17 protein-coding genes and 2 tRNA genes are annotated in these 17,833 nt (G+C 32.9%); 12 read left to right on the forward strand and 7 right to left on the reverse strand.

The genetic code is table 11. The features are described from left to right. The first annotated feature begins 108 nt into the window (after positions 1-108). The gene (folK, locus tag EV144_RS19775; protein ID WP_134150886.1) at positions 109-1,242 is read left to right on the forward strand and encodes a 2-amino-4-hydroxy-6-hydroxymethyldihydropteridine diphosphokinase; all 1,134 of its coding nucleotides are present in this window, start codon (positions 109-111) and stop codon (positions 1,240-1,242) included. A gap of 95 nt (positions 1,243-1,337) precedes the next feature. On the opposite strand, the gene EV144_RS19780 is transcribed toward folK, so the two are convergent. The 3 genes from EV144_RS19780 to EV144_RS19790 all read right to left on the reverse strand — a co-directional run bounded on the left by EV144_RS19780 (position 1,338) and on the right by EV144_RS19790 (position 5,499). Continuing rightward, positions 1,338-4,349, reverse strand: coding sequence for a T9SS type B sorting domain-containing protein (locus EV144_RS19780; RefSeq protein ID WP_134150887.1), 3,012 nt, complete (start codon positions 4,347-4,349; stop codon positions 1,338-1,340). Positions 4,350-4,470: 121 nt separating this feature from the next. Then, positions 4,471-4,998, reverse strand: a complete 528-nt coding sequence (locus EV144_RS19785; RefSeq protein WP_134150888.1) for an RNA methyltransferase — start codon at positions 4,996-4,998, stop codon at positions 4,471-4,473. Between the two features lie 75 nt (positions 4,999-5,073). Next, a complete protein-coding gene (locus EV144_RS19790) occupies positions 5,074-5,499 on the reverse strand; it encodes a DUF1573 domain-containing protein (RefSeq protein WP_134150889.1) in 426 nt (141 codons plus the stop codon). Between the two features lie 157 nt (positions 5,500-5,656). On the opposite strand from EV144_RS19790, the gene mutS reads away from it, so the two are divergent. The 4 genes from mutS (at position 5,657) to EV144_RS19810 (ending at position 9,204) form a co-directional block, all read left to right on the forward strand. Further along, positions 5,657-8,263: a DNA mismatch repair protein MutS gene (gene mutS / locus EV144_RS19795; protein WP_166670609.1), complete on the forward strand. Its 2,607-nt coding sequence runs from the start codon at positions 5,657-5,659 to the stop codon at positions 8,261-8,263. A gap of 155 nt (positions 8,264-8,418) precedes the next feature. Next, positions 8,419-8,491: transfer RNA gene (locus EV144_RS19800), tRNA-Gly, on the forward strand. A 14-nt stretch (positions 8,492-8,505) separates the two neighbouring features. After that, positions 8,506-8,591: transfer RNA gene (locus EV144_RS19805), tRNA-Leu, on the forward strand. A gap of 238 nt (positions 8,592-8,829) precedes the next feature. Further along, the gene (locus tag EV144_RS19810) at positions 8,830-9,204 is read left to right on the forward strand and encodes a DUF1508 domain-containing protein (protein WP_134150890.1); all 375 of its coding nucleotides are present in this window, start codon (positions 8,830-8,832) and stop codon (positions 9,202-9,204) included. A gap of 123 nt (positions 9,205-9,327) precedes the next feature. Here the strand turns inward: EV144_RS19810 and EV144_RS19815 are convergent, their stop codons facing one another. Both EV144_RS19815 and EV144_RS19820 read right to left on the reverse strand, forming a co-directional pair. Continuing rightward, positions 9,328-9,552 carry a hypothetical protein gene (locus tag EV144_RS19815; RefSeq protein ID WP_134150891.1) on the reverse strand — a complete coding sequence of 75 codons (225 nt, stop codon included), beginning with the start codon at positions 9,550-9,552 and terminating at the stop codon, positions 9,328-9,330. Positions 9,553-9,898: 346 nt separating this feature from the next. Next, complete coding sequence (locus EV144_RS19820) at positions 9,899-11,131, reverse strand: 3-deoxy-D-manno-octulosonic acid transferase (RefSeq protein ID WP_134150892.1); 1,233 nt, start codon at positions 11,129-11,131, stop codon at positions 9,899-9,901. Between the two features lie 136 nt (positions 11,132-11,267). On the opposite strand from EV144_RS19820, the gene EV144_RS19825 reads away from it, so the two are divergent. The 6 genes from EV144_RS19825 (at position 11,268) to EV144_RS19850 (ending at position 15,437) form a co-directional block, all read left to right on the forward strand. Further along, positions 11,268-12,401 (forward strand): DegT/DnrJ/EryC1/StrS family aminotransferase, encoded by a 1,134-nt coding sequence (locus EV144_RS19825; protein ID WP_134150893.1) that lies wholly within the window; start codon positions 11,268-11,270, stop codon positions 12,399-12,401. A 14-nt stretch (positions 12,402-12,415) separates the two neighbouring features. Beyond that, the gene (locus EV144_RS19830) at positions 12,416-12,856 is read left to right on the forward strand and encodes a nuclear transport factor 2 family protein (protein ID WP_134150894.1); all 441 of its coding nucleotides are present in this window, start codon (positions 12,416-12,418) and stop codon (positions 12,854-12,856) included. Between the two features lie 16 nt (positions 12,857-12,872). After that, a complete protein-coding gene (gene galE, locus EV144_RS19835) occupies positions 12,873-13,889 on the forward strand; it encodes a UDP-glucose 4-epimerase GalE (RefSeq protein WP_134150895.1) in 1,017 nt (338 codons plus the stop codon). Positions 13,890-13,972: 83 nt separating this feature from the next. Beyond that, complete coding sequence (locus tag EV144_RS19840; RefSeq protein ID WP_134150896.1) at positions 13,973-14,878, forward strand: DMT family transporter; 906 nt, start codon at positions 13,973-13,975, stop codon at positions 14,876-14,878. A gap of 53 nt (positions 14,879-14,931) precedes the next feature. Further along, positions 14,932-15,126, forward strand: coding sequence for a hypothetical protein (locus tag EV144_RS19845; RefSeq protein ID WP_134150897.1), 195 nt, complete (start codon positions 14,932-14,934; stop codon positions 15,124-15,126). After that, positions 15,111-15,437 (forward strand): hypothetical protein, encoded by a 327-nt coding sequence (locus EV144_RS19850; protein ID WP_134150898.1) that lies wholly within the window; start codon positions 15,111-15,113, stop codon positions 15,435-15,437. Before EV144_RS19845 ends, EV144_RS19850 begins: the two co-directional genes overlap by 16 nt. 88 nt (positions 15,438-15,525) lie before the next feature. Here the strand turns inward: EV144_RS19850 and fabD are convergent, their stop codons facing one another. Further along, entirely contained in the window at positions 15,526-16,401 is an 876-nt protein-coding gene (fabD, locus tag EV144_RS19855) for an ACP S-malonyltransferase (RefSeq protein ID WP_134150899.1), read from the reverse strand. Between the two features lie 70 nt (positions 16,402-16,471). Further along, the gene (locus EV144_RS19860) at positions 16,472-16,834 is read right to left on the reverse strand and encodes a DUF983 domain-containing protein (RefSeq protein WP_134150900.1); all 363 of its coding nucleotides are present in this window, start codon (positions 16,832-16,834) and stop codon (positions 16,472-16,474) included. A gap of 95 nt (positions 16,835-16,929) precedes the next feature. On the opposite strand from EV144_RS19860, the gene EV144_RS19865 reads away from it, so the two are divergent. After that, positions 16,930-17,796 (forward strand): AraC family transcriptional regulator, encoded by an 867-nt coding sequence (locus tag EV144_RS19865; protein WP_134150901.1) that lies wholly within the window; start codon positions 16,930-16,932, stop codon positions 17,794-17,796. Positions 17,797-17,833 lie beyond the last annotated feature (37 nt).

Genomic DNA, 17,833 nt, shown 5'->3' on the forward strand with positions numbered 1-17,833 from the left:
AAGGCTAATATGTTACAAATTTTAAGGCACAATTTTTAATCGATTACATGAGCCCGTACACAAATATATTGTTAATTCTAAAATAGTTTTAGTTAATTTGCATTAATTATGAAATCACAGCATCAAGTCGTTTTATCTATAGGAAGTAATCAGGGAAATAGGCTGGCTAACATCGAAAGTTGTATCGAACTGATACATCGGGAAGTAGGTTGTGTTATTCGGGTTTCAAAACTATATGAAACGCCTGCGTGGGGGTTTGAAAGTGATGCTTTTTACAATTGCGCGCTTCTTTTGCATACCAATGCTGCATCACATAAAATATTAAATCAGGTTTTAAAAGTTGAAAAACAATTAGGAAGAATCAGATCTGAACAACAAGGATATCAATCCCGAATTATTGATGTTGATGTGATTGTTTTTGATGATGAAGTTATTGATTCTGAAAAACTTCAGGTACCGCATCCTTTAATGCAGAACCGAAATTTTGTTTTATTGCCGTTACAAGATTTAAAATTAGATTGGAAACATCCTGTTCTTCATAAATCTATTTCAGAATTAATTGCCGTTTCGCCAGATGACAGCGTTTGTACTGTAGTTCAGGATTTAAAAAGTCCGCTAAATCAAATTCCATTAGAAAAATTTAATTATATCTCTTTTGAAGGAAATATTGGAGCTGGAAAAACAACGCTTGTGCATAAAATTGCAGAAGATTTTAATGCAAAAACGGTTTTAGAGCGTTTTGCAGACAATCCTTTTCTGCCGAAGTTTTATAAAGATCAAAACCGATACGCATTTCCGTTAGAAATGTCTTTTCTGGCAGATCGTTATCAGCAGTTATCAGATGATTTGGCTCAGTTTGATTTGTTTAAAGATTTTATTGTAGCCGATTATCATATTTTTAAATCTTTGATTTTTGCTAAAATTACATTGGCAGAAGATGAATATCGTTTGTACCGAAATTTATTCGATATCATTTACAAAGAAATGCCAAAGCCGGATTTATATATTTATCTGTATCAAAATACAGATCGATTGCTTCAAAATATCAAAAAAAGAGGCAGGACTTATGAGCAAAATATTGAAGCGACTTATTTAGAAAAAATCAATAACGGCTATTTAGAATATATAAAATCCCAAACCGATTTGAATGTTTTAATTATAGACGTTTCAGATCGTGATTTTGTAAAAAAACACGAAGATTATATTTTTATCTTGAATGAAATTCAGAAGAAGATTGGTTAATGTGCCAATTAATAAATTTGATAATTAGAAAATTGTTTTTACGAATGTAAAGCATTATCTAATTATCAAATTGACACATTTTCTAATTAAAGTAATTATCTTTTTAGTGAAAAATGTCCTTTTAAAATAGGCAAAGTATTGTCAATTTTTAAGGCATACCAATAATCAGAAGCGGGCAGTGGAGTTCTTTCAAAAGTTCCGTCCCAGCTCATTTTAGAATGATTTAAATTTGCAATCAGTTTTCCGTATCGGTCAAAAATTGTTACCTCAGCCTGCGGATAATTTTCCATTCCCGTTACTTCCCAAACATCATTATAAGAATCATTATTTGGAGTAAAAAATGGAGGAAAAACAAGTACAACAAATTGCTGTGTATCTTGACCGCATCCGCTTTTTTCTCTTACATAAGCCGTCTGTAAACCTCCGGGAACATCATAAAATATATTCGAATCCTGAAAATTTACGCCGTCTACAGAATATTCAAAATAATCTTGAGGTTTAGTCGTATTGATTATTGCTCTCGTTCCGGCAACATCAATTTTATCTATTTCTGGTTTTAAGTGTTCTTCAACAGTTACTGTTTTAGTGCTGCTACAGCTTCCAGGACCTGGATCTGTAACCACAACAGTATATTTTCCTCCGGCATTTACCTCGGTAGTTTGAGTTGTTGCACCATTAGACCATAAATAACTCATTCCGGCAATTCCGGCATTTAATGTAATTTTTTGAGATTGGCATAAAACCAAAGTTTCATCGGTAACAACTGGCGGTGTATAAATAATGATATTGACAGCGGTACGATTTGTGTTGATACAGCCATTGTTTGATGCCTCAGCGTAATAAGTTGTATTAGAAGAGATTGATGGAGTTGTAAAAGAATTTCCATTATAAATACTTGTCCCTCCAGAAGCGTCTGTAAACCAGTTAATAGTACCAACATTTGAACTCGCTTCAAGTGTTACAGTTCCCGCACCGCATCTTGTAACAGTCGGCGAAGTTGAAACAGGGTTATTTGGTGTTTTATTAACTACAGCAGTAACTGATCTTCTATTGGTTTCACAGCCGGCATCAGCATAATAAATGGTTGTAGTGTTTATTGTTGGTGTCGTGTAAGTAGCTCCGGTTGTTAATAAATTTCCTCCAACAGCTGCATCGTACCAACTGATTGTTGCTCCGGTTGTAGCAGTGGCATTTAAAGTAAAACTGCCAGAATCACATACAGGATTTGGTGTAAGCAATGTATTAATTACAGGAATAGTAATTTTGGTACTTGTTGCGATTTGCAAAATAGGATCGCCAGGCATCCCGCCATATTCAACAATATATCCTTTTGGCTGATAAGAATCACCAGGTGTTAAAGAGCCAGTATTAGATAAGTCATTCCAAGAACCTCTTAATCCGACACCGGGTTGTGTAATATGTGCATAATCTTCATCACCTTGCTGGTTAGGTTCGCCATTATTCCAAAACGCGTAATTTGGAGTTGATCCATTTGCATTTCCGTTCCAGAAAACTGTTCCAGCTTCCGGACCTGTAACCCATTTCCATACGCTTTCAATTTCTGCATCGCTGCCACCAATCCAGCCAGTTCCAGATGCTTGTTCTCCAATTAATTTGGCTTCATCGGCAGATAAAATCGTGGCTAAATATCCTCTTATTCCATAGTAAATATTAGCATCAGATTCTGCAGCAATTTTAGCATTTGTCCAGGTTATACCAACGATCGGAATGTATTGATAATAATGTTGTGTTGATGGTAAATAATTGGCTTGTCCAAGTGTAATAGAAAAAGTTCTGGTTCCTGAAGCTGTTGCAGAAGAATTTGAATAAACAACATCTTTTATTGCAAGTTCCAGCTCTGAGTATAGGACGTCTCCGCCTGTAGCACTAGACAATGTTAATTTTCCGGCTGAAGGATCCCAGCTAAAAGATACTGATGGATGTGATGCTAGATTAGAAAGTTCCAGTTTATCTAATCCTGCTGCATAACCAGATGAAATTTGAATATAAATTGCCTCTGTTCCAGTTTCTGCTGGATCGTGAGTTATAGAAAAATCTTCAACAATTTTAATATTGGTTTGTGGACAGTATAGTTGATTTCCTGTTGACTTTAATATTGGTGCTGTAGCGGCCACGGCATTACAATTGTTAGAATAAGAAGCAGATGCGTCTTTAAACGTTGACCAATTGGTGTTGGAATAAGAGACATTATCTACTAGTACGCACGTAAGAGCTGGATTGTTTTTTAAGTCAAGAGCGGTAAGTTTTGAATTTTGTCCATTCTTTAAATTCAAATAAGTCAATTGGTTACTATCACACCAAAAATTAAATAAATTAGTGTTTGTAGAGATGTCTAAACTTTTTAATTGATTGAAGCGACAATTTAAAACTGACAATTTTGTATTTTTTGTAACATCTAGCGACGTCAAATGATTTGCAAGTATATTAAAATAATCAAGATTAACATTTGCAGAAACATCAATGTTTGATAGATTGTTAGAGGCACAACTGAAATCTCGTAAAAAAATATTTTTAGATACATCTAAAGTGCTTATCTTATTTGAAGTACAACTTAAGCCTACTAAAGATGTATTTTTTGTAACGTCTAAAGCAGTAAGATTGTTGTTGGAACAAAATAAACTTACTAGTAATATGTTTTGAGATACATCTAAACTGCTTAGTTGATTATTTTCTACAACTAAAACTTCTAAAGCTGTGTTTTTTGTAACATCAAGCGTTGTTAATTCATTATAACCGCAATCTAAACTTCTAAGCAGTAAATTATTTGAAAGATTTAAAGAAGGAATTTTATTTTTTATAAAAGGATTATTATTGTCTGATAATCCCAAATCTAATAGCTCTAATTTTGTAAAAGCTTCAATTCCTGATAAATCAAAAATACCTCTTCCAGGAATTGATAATATTTTTACATTGGCAGCATTTGCTGTCAAAACCTGATGATCAATAACACCAGAATCAATTCCTAAATCGATTAATGCCTGTTCAAAATTTGGATCAGGAATTGCGGTATATTGTGCAAAGCCAAAAAAACTGGATAGTAATAAAGCGAATAAAAAAGATATTTTTAGAGAACTATTATTTTTCATTTTATAAAAGTATCAATTTTATAATAATAAAAAAAAATATTTCAATTTCTAACAATTAAACTCTAAAAATAACTTTAAAATCACAACTTTAAGGTGAAATTTTTATTTAATTACTTGTTGGTCAATTTAGTTTTTGAAACAAATCCCAAACAACAATTCCGGCACTAACAGCAATGTTTAGAGAATGTTTAGTTCCCAATTGAGGAATTTCAATACAACCGTCGCAGATAGCAACTGCCTCCTGCGCTACACCATAGACTTCGTTACCAAAAACTAAAGCATATTTTTGATTTTCTTCTACTTTAAAATCCTGAAGAAAAATCGCGCTTTCAACTTGTTCAATAGCCAGAGTTACTACATTTTCCTTTTTAAGATTTTCAATAACTTCCAAAACATTTTCATGATGCTCCCAAGCAACAGTCTCAGTTGCCCCCAAAGCAGTTTTATGAATTTCTTTATTGGGTGGGGTAGCGGTAATACCACATAAGATTATTTTTTCTACCAAAAAAGCATCGGCAGTTCTAAATACAGATCCAATATTATGTAAGCTGCGAATATCATCTAATACTAAAATCAGCGGTGTTTTCTCTGATTTCTTAAAATCTTCAATCGATTTACGGTCTAATTCGCTATTTTCAAGTTTTCTCATTTGTTTTGAATTGAGGTTATAAAAAAAGCTTCCAAAGATAAGGAAGCTTTTTTAATTATTTTATTGTTTCTCAGATTAGCTTTTTACTGGATCTGGTAAAACTGTACCTTTAATAGTAAGTACTTTTGTTGGTTGTCCTTCAGCGTTAGAAGTAACAGTTACAGTTTTTGTAAAAGCACCAACTCTGTCAGTAGCATATTTTACACCAATAATACCTTTAGCACCTGGAGCGATTGGCTCTTTTGGTGTTGTAGGAACTGTACATCCACAAGAACCTTGTGTGTTAGTGATGATTAATGGTTTAGTTCCGTTGTTAACGAAAACAAACTCACGTTTTCCATCAGCATTGTGTGCGATAGTTCCGTAGTCAATAGTTTCAGTTTCAAAAGCCATTCCAGCTCCTTCAACTTTTGCAACTTTAGCTGTTCCTTTTTTAGCCTGAGCATTAGAAGCTGTAATTCCAACTACAGCTAACATAGCAATTAAGATTATTTTTTTCATCTTTTAGAATCTTTGTTTTAATTATGAACAAATCTATGTAAAAATCTTATATCTCAACTTAAAAATTTCTTAAAATATTTTAATTTTTGAACGCTTCAATATTCTTTCAAAAAATCCTAAATTCGCTGTCTGATTTTTTCATTTAAAACATAACAATTTGGCAGCTAAAGATAAAGTGGTGAAAGAAACACCCTTAATGAAACAGTATAACGAAATCAAGAGAAAATATCCTGATGCATGTCTGCTTTTCAGAGTAGGAGATTTTTACGAAACCTTTGGAGAAGATGCCATTAGAGCCTCTAAAATTCTTGGTATAACCTTGACAAAAAGAGGTGCAGGTTCTGAAACCGAAACGGCGCTGGCCGGTTTTCCGCATCATTCTATTAATACTTATCTGCCGAAATTAGTAAAAGCAGGACTTCGTGTAGCAATTTGTGATCAGCTTGAAGATCCAAAAATGACCAAAACTATTGTAAAACGTGGCGTTACAGAATTGGTAACTCCCGGAGTTTCTCTTAATGATGAAGTTTTACAATCAAAAACAAACAACTTTTTAGCATCGGTTTATTTTGCTAATAAAAATATAGGAGTTGCCTTTTTAGATGTTTCTACCGGTGAGTTTCTTACAGCGCAGGGAAATGCAGAATACATTGATAAATTACTTCAGAATTTTAATCCAAGCGAAGTTTTAGTTCCAAAAACCTGTAAGACTGATTTTAAAGATGCATTCGGAGAAGATTTTCATAGCTTTTACTTGGAAGATTGGATTTACAAAGAAGATTATGCACTAGAAACATTAACAAAACATTTTCAAACCTCTTCCTTAAAAGGTTTTGGTGTAGAAGAATTAAAAGAAGGAATTATTGCTTCTGGAGCAATTTTATATTATTTATCAGAAACGCAGCACAATCGTGTGCAGCATATCACGGCAATTCAGCGTATTGCAGAAGATGCTTATGTTTGGATGGATCGTTTTACGATTCGAAACCTGGAATTATATCACAGTTATAATCCAAATGCAGTAACACTTTTAGATGTAATAGACAGAACGCTTTCGCCAATGGGAGGTCGTTTATTAAAACGTTGGCTTGCTCTTCCTTTAAAAGATAATAATAAAATAAAAAGCCGTCATGACGTGGTTTCGTATTTGAAATCGAATCAAGAGGTTTTACAAAATATTCAATATCAAATCAAACAGATTTCAGATTTAGAGCGTTTGATTTCCAAAATTGCAACAGGAAAAATTTCACCTCGAGAAATTGTTTATTTAAAAGAATCTCTGGATGCTATAATTCCAATTAAAACTTTAGCTCTGGAAAGTCCACAAGAAGCTGTAAAAGTAATCGGAGACAGTCTGCATGCTTGTGACTTGCTAAGAGAAAAAATCAAAACAACTTTAAATCAGGACGCGCCCGTTGCGATTGCAAAAGGAAATGCGATTGCAAAAGGAATTAACGAAGAATTGGATGATTTACGTGCAATTTCTACAACAGGAAAAGAATATTTAGAAGGAATTGAAAAAAGAGAATCTGAAGCAACCGGAATTTCTTCTTTGAAAATATCATTCAATAATGTCTTTGGATATTATATAGAAGTTAGAAATACGCATAAAGATAAAGTTCCGGCAGAATGGATTCGTAAGCAGACTTTGGTAAATGCAGAGCGTTATATTACCGAAGAATTAAAAGAATACGAAACAAAAATTTTAGGTGCTGAAGAAAAAATTCATAAAATTGAAACCGAACTTTTTGAGCAATTAGTGGCTTGGATTGCTACTTATATTAAACCAGTTCAAATGAACGCGTTTTTGGTAGCGCAATTAGACTGTTTATGTTCGTTTACACAATTAGCGATTGAAAATCAATATGTATGTCCGGAAATAGATGAAACTTTTGAATTGGATATTAAAAACGGAAGACACCCTGTAATCGAAAAACAATTGCCTGTTGGTACTCCTTATATTGCCAATGATGTTTTTCTGGACAGAGAAACGCAGCAGCTTATTATGATTACCGGGCCCAACATGTCTGGTAAGTCTGCTATTTTAAGACAAACAGCCTTAATTGTATTATTGGCTCAAATGGGAAGTTTTGTTCCTGCAGACAGCGTAAGAATGGGAATTGTTGATAAAATCTTTACCAGAGTAGGAGCATCGGATAATATTTCGATGGGAGAATCTACGTTTATGGTAGAAATGAACGAAACAGCTTCTATTTTGAATAATATCTCTGACAGAAGTTTAGTATTGCTGGATGAAATTGGAAGAGGAACAAGTACATATGACGGAATTTCTATTGCTTGGGCGATTGCCGATTTTTTGCATGAGCATCCGTCAAAACCAAAAACTTTGTTTGCGACACATTATCATGAGTTAAACGAAATGACAGAATCTTTGCCGAGGATTCAGAATTATAATGTTGCAGTAAAAGAATTAAAAGATACTGTTCTTTTTATTAGAAAGCTTGTAAAAGGCGGAAGTGCGCATAGTTTTGGTATACATGTGGCAAAAATGGCGGGAATGCCTCAGATTGTTATTCTAAAAGCACAGAAACTATTAAAGAAATTAGAAAAAAATCATTCAAGTGATGCATTAAATGGAGTGAAATCTGCAAATGATGAAATGCAAATGAGTTTCTTTAATTTGGATGATCCATTATTGGAAGAAATAAAAGAAGAAATTCTAGGTCTTGATATAAATGCGATCACACCAGTTGAAGCCTTAATGAAGCTGAATGAGATCAAAAGAATGTTGGTGAAAAAATAAATTTGTAAAATTTTCAAATTTAAAGTTTAGGTTATCAGAAAGTTATAAAATAAGTGAAATATTTTTTTGAAAAACGCTTGTATAATTGAATAAATGTCCTAAATTTGCACTCGCAATACGAAACAAGTGTTGCAGTTCTTACTAAGATTTGAAACGCGAAAATAGCTCAGTTGGTAGAGCGCGACCTTGCCAAGGTCGAGGTCGCGGGTTCGAGCCCCGTTTTTCGCTCAAAACCATATAATGCTCGGATGGTGAAATTGGTAGACACGCTGGACTTAAAATCCAGTGAACAGCAATGTTCGTGCGGGTTCAAGTCCCGCTCTGAGTACTAAAGCCTCTTCTTTTTGAAGAGGCTTTTTTTATTGTGTAAACTCATCTTAAAAATAAATTTGCGAAGTAAATTTATTTTAAAGAATCTAAGAATCTAAGAATCTAAGAATCTAAGAATCTAAGAATCTAAGAATCTAAGAATCTAAGAATCTAAGAATCTAAGAATCTAAGAATCTAAGAGTCTAAGAGTCTAAAGAAAAATCTAAAATCAACATTCTAAAATCTGAAATCTAAATATGGGGGCTTTTGTAATTAGTAAAAGATTTAATGATGAATATAAATTTGTTTTTACTTCGAGAAAAGGAAAAGTGATTTTTACAAGTTTAAGTTATGAGTTGAAATTTGAATGTGAAGAAGATATTGAGAAATTTAAGGCGAATATAGATCAGGCTAAATTTTTAAGATTTAAAGGCTCTGGGGGGAAGTATTTCTTTAAATTGATGTTGGGGGAAGTTTATTTTGCAGTAAGTCGGAAATATACAACTGAATTGCTTTTGCAGAAAGGGATTAAGGAAATTGTAAATTATGCTACGAGGGCAGAGATTTTAGATTTCGCATCCAGCGAATCGATTTTTGGAGATGAAGAAGTGTTTGAAGAAGCAGCGGAGTAAAAAAAAGGGCGTTTTTGAGATAAAATTTCAAAACGCCCTTTTTTTATGCTTACAAAAAATATAAAGCACAAAAAAAAGCTATCTAATAAAAGATAGCTTTTTAATTTTTTGAGTAATTTAGAATTACTTTTTAGCTGGAGCAGCTTCTTCAACTTTTGCAGCAGCAGAATCAACTTTTGCAGCAGCAGAGTCAACAGTTGCAGCAGCAGAATCGACTACAGCAGCAGCAGAATCAACAGTTACAGCAGTAGAATCTACAGCAGTAGCATCAGCAGCAGCGTCAGCTTTTTTACAAGATACAACAGTTAAAACAGCAACAACAGCTAAACTTAAAAATACTTTTTTCATCTTACTTTATTATAAAAGGTTAATTATTAATTCGTGGCAAAGATATAAATTTTTTAATATGTAAAATATTTTTTTATTTTTTTTTTAAAATATTTTCATTGCTCACGATTATCTTATTTATCAAATAATATGCCAAAACGCAAATAAAACGTGGTATTATCTTATGTTTTGTGTAAATTATTTTTTATTGAATATTCTACAAGAGAATCGATTGTTTGGTTGTTTTGATTGTGGTTTATTTTGTTTTTCATTGATTATTACACAGTTTCTAAAAATTAAAATAAGCTCTTTTAGAAGGTTTTTTTATAAAAAATGATGTCAGGACTCTATGATTGTTGTTTTGAAACTATTTTGAGACGATTTTCATGATGCTTTCCGTTGCGCCTTTATTGTCTTGAATATATGATTTGCAGATTTCGCTTTTCTCTTTTAGAAAACTTTCATCCGTTAGCAAGAGATCAAAATTTTGTTTTAATTCTTCAAAAGAAGAAACAGGAATACAGCCTCCAAGTTTAACCAGTAAAACGGCCTCTGCAAAATTGGAATAGTTAGGTCCGATTAAAATCGGAATTCCAAATGTAGCAGGTTCAAGTATATTATGAATTCCGGGATTTCCAAATCCGCCGCCAACATAAGCAATCGTTCCGTAACTGTAAATCTTAGTAAGCAAACCTATAGTGTCTATTATAAATACAGAATAATTAGATAAATCGACATTTTCTTTTTCTGAAAATAAAATAGTTCGTTTGCTAAGCTGTGCTTTCAGATTTGCAATTTGATCAGTCTTAATATTATGCGGTGCAATAATAAATTTAACATCTTCTGAAGACTGATTAATATATTCAGCTAAAAGAGCTTCGTCTTTTGGCCATGAACTTCCAATAACTATTACAGGTTTGTTATTTTTAAATTTCTCAATATAATCAAGAGAATTGTCTCGTTCTAAAATCGCATTAACACGATCAAAACGAGTATCGCCGGAAACAATTACATTATGAAACCCAATACCTTCAATTTTTTCTTTTGATTTTTCATTCTGAACAAAGAAATACATAAAAGCTTTAAGCGCTTTTCTGTAAAATCCGCCATACCATTTAAAAAACATTTGATTGTCTCTAAAAATACCTGAAATCAAATAAGTGGGAACTTTGTTTGTTTCTAATTCCTTTAAATAATTAAGCCAAAATTCATATTTAATAAAGAAAGCCAATTCAGGATGTGCTAATTTAAAAAATCGTTTAGCATTACTTTTAGTGTCTAAAGGAAGGTAAATAGTAACATCGGCAACAGTATTGTTTTTGCGTACTTCATAACCTGAAGGAGAGAAAAAAGTAACTATTATTTTATGTGAAGGATATTTTTCTTTTATCTTTTCGATTACCGGCAAGCCTTGCTCGTATTCTCCAAGTGATGCAGAATGAAACCAAATTGTTTTATCTGTTGGTTTTATTTTTTCTTCGAGTATAGCAAAAACATTTTTTCGGCCATCTACAAAAAGTTTAATTTTCGGACTAAAGAGTGCGATGATTTTCAGAAAAAACCCCGCAAGAGAAACTACTAAATTGTATAAAAAAAGCATGTATAAATTTTTGTGGCTAAATTACGTTTCTTTCGACTATTTTCATTGTTTGAAGGTATTAAATAACTATTTTTGTTCCTCCTTTTAAAGAATAGGTGTTAAAACCGGATCTTTAATTTTTAAACAAATATTGAAAATGAAAAAAATTCAAATGGTTGACTTAAAGAGTCAATACGAAAAAATAAAAACTGCTGTTGATGCTTCAATTCAAGAAGTTTTAGACACAAATACTTATATAAATGGACCTTTAGTTCATCAGTTTCAAAAAAACCTTGAAGAATATTTAGGTGCAAAACACGTAATTCCTTGTGCAAACGGAACCGATGCACTGCAAATTGCAATGATGGGATTAGATCTAAAACCGGGCGATGAAGTTATTACAGCCGATTTTACTTTTGCAGCGACAGTTGAGGTAATTGCTTTATTGCAATTAACGCCAGTTTTGGTTGATGTTGATATGGCAAATATGAACATCGATATCGAAGCGCTTAAAAAAGCAATCACGCCAAAAACAAAAGCAATTGTTCCGGTACATTTATTTGGTCGTGCTGCCAATATGGACGCGATTATGGAAATTGCTGCAGAACACAATTTATATGTAATTGAAGATAATGCGCAGGCAATTGGTGCAGATTATGTTTCTAAATCGGGAACAAAAAGTAAAGTAGGAGTAATAGGTCATGTTGCGGCAACTTCTTTTTTTCCGTCTAAAAACTTAGGCTGTTATGGAGACGGTGGAGCAATTTTTACAAATGATGATAAATTAGCGCACATTATCCGCGGCATCGTAAATCACGGAATGTACGAGCGTTACCACCATGATGTTGTGGGGGTAAATTCACGTTTAGATAGTATACAAGCAGGAGTTTTAAACGCAAAATTACCATTATTAGACGAATATAATAAAGCACGCCGTAGAGCTGCAACTAAATATAATGCAGCTTTTGCTGGAAATGCAAAAATTATTACACCTCAGTTTGATGCAGATCAAAATGATCACGTTTTCCACCAATATGTTTTAAGAATTATCGATGCAGATCGTGATGCCTTAATGCAGCATTTGCTGGATAAAGCAATTCCTTGTGCAATTTATTACCCAATTCCTTTACATTCACAAAAAGCGTATGTAGATGTTCGTTACAAAGAAGAGCAGTTTCCGGTAACCAATCAATTGGTAAAAGAAGTAATTGCTTTGCCGATGCATACAGAACTAGACGACGAGCAAATTAAATTTATTACAGATTCTGTTCTTGAATTTTTAAGTAAATAAATCCGTTAATAAAGATGAGAAAATTTAGTGTTTTACTTTTAATGATTTTTGTTCAGTTTTCGGTTTTTGCACAAAAATCAAATTCTAAAGAAGAATCCATTGTTGGTAATCAGGTAGAAATTTTGCGTAAGGCAATGATTGATGCTGACGGAAGTAAATTAAAAGCACTAACTTCTGAAAAATTGACTTATGTCCATTCTAACGGAAATTTTCAAAATCAGGCAGAATTTATTGATGGAATTGTCAGTGGAAAATCTGATTTTGTAACTATTGATTTTCAAGATCAAACCATTACCGTTCAAAACGATGTTGCAATTGTGAGACATAATTTGGCTGCTCACACCAAAGATGGTGGAATTGATAAAGATATTAAAATAGGAATAATGCTTGTTTGGCAAAAGCAAAAAAGCAAATGGATTCTTATTGCCAGACAAGCTTATAAATTAACTACATAAAAAAAATAACCACAAAATGAAAGTATTAGTAACAGGAGGGTTAGGATTTATCGGTTCGCACACCGTAGTCGAATTGCAAAATGAGGACTTCGAAGTTGTAATAATTGATGATCTTTCTAATTCTTCAGAAGAAGTTTTAAAAGGAATTGAGAAAATTACAGGAAAACTACCGTTGTTTGAAAAAATCGATTTAAGAGAAAAAACAGCAGTTCAGGATTTCTTTAAAAAACATTCTGATGTTACTGGAGTTATTCACTTTGCAGCTTCAAAAGCAGTTGGCGAAAGCGTTGAAAATCCGTTATTATATTACGAAAACAACATAAGCAGTTTAGTTTATTTACTACAGCAATTACAGCAAAAACCAGAAGCAAGTTTTATATTTAGTTCATCTTGTACCGTTTACGGTCAAGCCGAAAAAATGCCAATTACAGAAGACGCGCCAGTTCAGGTAGCAATGTCTCCGTACGGAAATACAAAGCAAATTGGAGAAGAAATCATTACAGATACTGCTAAAGTAACTAATATCAGCGCTATTTTATTGCGTTATTTTAACCCGGTTGGAGCGCATTCTTCTACAGAAATTGGAGAATTACCGTTGGGAGTTCCTCAAAATTTAGTGCCATTTATTACACAAACTGGAGTAGGACTACGCCAAGAACTTTCGGTTTTCGGAAATGATTATCCAACACCGGACGGAACTGCAGTTCGTGATTATATTCATGTTGTAGATTTAGCAAAAGCACACGTTATTGCGTTACAGCGTCTATTAAACAAGAAAAATTTAGCAAAAGTAGAAACCTTCAATTTAGGAACTGGAAAAGGAAGTTCTGTCCTTGAAGTCATTCATAGTTTTGAAAAAGTCAGCGATAAGAAATTGCCGTATAAAATGATGCCACGCCGTGAAGGAGATATTACAGAAGCGTATGCAAACACAGACAAGGCAAATAATGTCTTAGGATGGAAGGCTGAATTAAGTTTAGACGAAGCAATGGCAAGCGCCTGGAAATGGGAACAGAAAGTGAGGAATAAATAAATTCCTTTATTTAAAATTATAAATTTTAAAGTCCCAAATTATAACAATATAATTTGGGACTTTTTTTTTAACCGTATTTTATTATGAAAGAAAGTTTAGATTATAAATTAATTTTTGCACTAGCTGCAGTAGGAATTATTTGGGGTACCACATTTTTAGGAATTAGAGTTGCTGTAGAAACTATTCCGCCTTGGTTTGTAACTTCAATTCGTCAAGGATTAGCAGGAATAATTATGCTGATTATTTTATTATTCAAAAAAGAGTTAAAATGGATTGGATGGGAAAATTTCAAACACCAGCTTGTTCCGTCTATATTAATGGTTGTGATTGCAAATGGTTTTACCACAATTGCAGAGCAAACATTACCAAGCGGATTAGCTTCTGTAATTAGTGCGTTATCGCCAATTCTTATTTTTCTGGGCAGTATTTTGTTCGGATTACAGAAAATGAGCTTAAAAGGTTTTGTTGGTGTAATTATCGGATTTTCGGGAGTTGTTCTAATATTCAAAGACGGACTGGGATCGTTTTTAGATGCCGATTACAGAAACGGAATTGTATTTATGGGCTTCGCAATTTTAGCTTGGGCTACCGGAACAATTTATCTCAAAACCCATACAAATAAATCAAACAATATTGTACTAAATTTATTTTATCAGTTTACAACGGCTTCTTGTATTCAGTTGGTTTTGGCTTTTGTTTTTTCACCAAATCCAGATGTAAGTTCGTGGAGTTCGACAAGTATTTTTGCAGCTCTGTATTTATCTCTTTTTGGATCTGTGATTGCTTTTTTCTGTTATAATTATGCATTAAAACATGTTACAGCGGTGCAGGTTTCTATTTTGTCTTACATCAACACTATTATTGCTGTGTTTTTAGGCTGGTTACTTTTGGATGAAAAAATTACAGTTGATTTTATTATCGCGACTGTACTTATTATTTTGGGAGTGTTTATTATCAATTACAAAAAGAAAGAAAAATCTGTAATTTAAATATGTTTTTATTCAATCAATTTGCGTAATTTTGATATATAAAGAAAGTGATTATGAATGCGAAAAAAGAAAATAAAGAAAATAACAAGGTTGAAGAACCTGCTGTAGAATATCAAGCTCTAAAACCAGAATTTAAGGGAATAGACCATAAAACTTTTGATTTTGATGCTGAGTTTGCAAAAGGATTAACTCCTGAAGAGGCTAAAGCGGAATCTATTAGGAGAATAAGAGAATGGTGGGGAAAATAGAAGTTATTTATACACCAGATGTTATTCGTTCTTTAGATGATTTAGTTATTACATTGTATAAAAGGGAATATTTCGGATTTATAGATTCTGCAGAAAAGTATGTATCTGATATTTACGATGCAATTCCAGAAAGAATAAAGAAAATAACTCACAAGAAAGCTCCGAATATAATTAGATATTTAGGTTCAAGTTATGTTTTCTATAAACCTAATGCCAGAACTACTTGGTTTATCTTCTTTGAAAAAAGAGAACAAAAATATTTAATAACAGGAATAATAAACAATAACTCTGTTGAAGCTGGAGAGTTATAAAAAAATAAATCCTCATAAGTCTAAATTGTCTTATGAGGATTTTGTTTATTTCAAGCTGAACACTATAGTGAACACCAAATACTAAAATTTAAGCATTAGCAGTGACCGCTTCTTTATCAATTTTATTAATCAAACCAGCTAAAACTTTTCCAGGACCAACTTCAGTAAACAAAGTAGCACCGTCGGCAATCATTTGTTGTACAGATTGAGTCCATTTTACAGGAGCTGTTAATTGAATGATTAAGTTCTTTTTAATTTCATTTGCATCAGAAACCGCATTTGCTGTTACGTTTTGATACACTGGACAGATAGGAGTTGAGAAAGTGGTTGCTTCAATTGCAGCAGCCAATTCTTCTCTTGCAGGTTCCATCATTGGTGAGTGAAAAGCACCTCCAACAGGTAAAATCAAAGCACGTTTTGCTCCCGCAGCTTTCATCGCTTCACAAGCTTTTTCAACAGCAGTAGTTTCTCCAGAAATTACCAATTGTCCAGGACAGTTGTAATTGGCAGCAACCACAACACCATCGATAGAAGCACAAACTTCTTCAACAATATTATCCGCTAAACCTAAAACCGCAGCCATTGTAGACGGTGTAATTTCGCAAGCTTTTTGCATTGCTAAAGCACGTTGAGAAACCAATTTTAATCCGTCCTCAAAAGATAAAGTTCCGTTCGCAACCAAAGCAGAAAATTCTCCTAAAGAATGTCCCGCAACCATTTCTGGTTTAAAATCTTCGCCTAAAGTTTTGGCTAAAATAACCGAATGTAAAAATACTGCCGGCTGAGTAACTTTTGTTTCTTTTAGTTCTTCGGCAGTGCCTTCAAACATAATATCTGTAATTCTGAAACCTAAAATTTCATTCGCTTTTTCGAATAATTCTTTGGCCAAAGCCGATGTTTCATATAAGTCTTTACCCATTCCTGTGAATTGAGCACCTTGACCTGGAAATACGTATGCTTTCATTTGTCTAATTTGTTTTTTATTTTTTTGGAATTGAAATTAGTTTCAATTGAAAGGCAAAAATAACACTTTTTTAGCTCGTATAATCCTTAAACATATAAATCCACACCAATCTTGAAAATCTCAGATTGAAAGAAGTAAGCAGAGTAATAACCACAGCAATAATCGGAATGATTCTTAAATCAAAGTTAGTTTCGAAGAAATACTGTGCTACAATATATGTTGCAATTCCCTGAGCCACTGTTAATCCGTAGTTTACATACATTGCGCCAAAGAAATATCCAGGTTCTTTTTGGAATTTATAGTGGCAGTGACTGCAGTATTCATTCATTTTTGGTAAACCAAAATTCAGAAAAATATTTTTGTCTGTAAAAACTTTTCCTTTGTGACAAACAGGACATTCGTTTTTTAAAATATGAGTGATTGCGCTTGACATGATTTTGTTGTTTTTTATTTATACAAAGGTAATTACAGTTGTGTTTAAAGTCTTTTGCCTATCTTCGCTCATTATAGCACAATAAAGACATTTGTATGAAAAAATATCCAATTTATAGTGTTGAGAATTTTAGTTGCAACGATATTCATCGAGAGTTTTATGTGAATACTTTTAAAGAGCACTTAAAAAGCCACAGTTTTGTAGAAGAACCGCACAGACACGATTCTTATTTAATGGTGTTTTTTACGAAAGGTTCTGGAATTCACGAAATAGATTTTGATCGTTTCGAAATAAAAAAAGGAAGTTTGTTTGTGTTACAACCCGGACAAATGCATCATTGGAGTTTGTCTGAAGATATTGAAGGTTTTGTAATTATCTTTTCGCAGGAATTATACAATTTGTATTTTGGACAGAAAAAAATCAACGATTATAATTTTTACAATTCAATTCTAAATCGTCCTGAAGTAATTTTTGAATCAGAAGAATTGCCAAAAATCCTGCCTTATTTTAATTTGTTGATTCATGAAAATATCCAGCATAATAAATTACAATTAGATAAAATGCTCAATTTGTTAGATTGCATTCATATCGAAATTGCCCGGAAATATGGCGAAACTTTTTCACATCAAACACATTCATATAACATAAAAATAAGTGCTTTCGAAGTTCTCTTAGAAGAACATTTCAAAACACAAAAATTACCTTCGTTTTATGCAGAAAAATTAAATATCACACTAAAACATTTAAACAGAATCTGCAACGAAATCCTTCAAAAAACAGCAACCGAAGTAATCATGGGTCGCGTAATTCTGGAGATAAAAAGAATGTTGATCGACAAACAACTTGCAGTAAACGAAGTCGCATACGCCGTAGGCTACGAAGATTATTCGTATTTCTCCCGAGTCTTCAAAAAACAAACCGGACTTTCTCCAACAGAATTTCGGAACAATACTTTGCGTTGATTTTTTTTGCCACGAATTACACTAATTTCTCGAATTT

This window comes from Flavobacterium sp. 270 (assembly GCF_004368785.1).
Taxonomy (GTDB): Bacteria; Bacteroidota; Bacteroidia; order Flavobacteriales; family Flavobacteriaceae; genus Flavobacterium.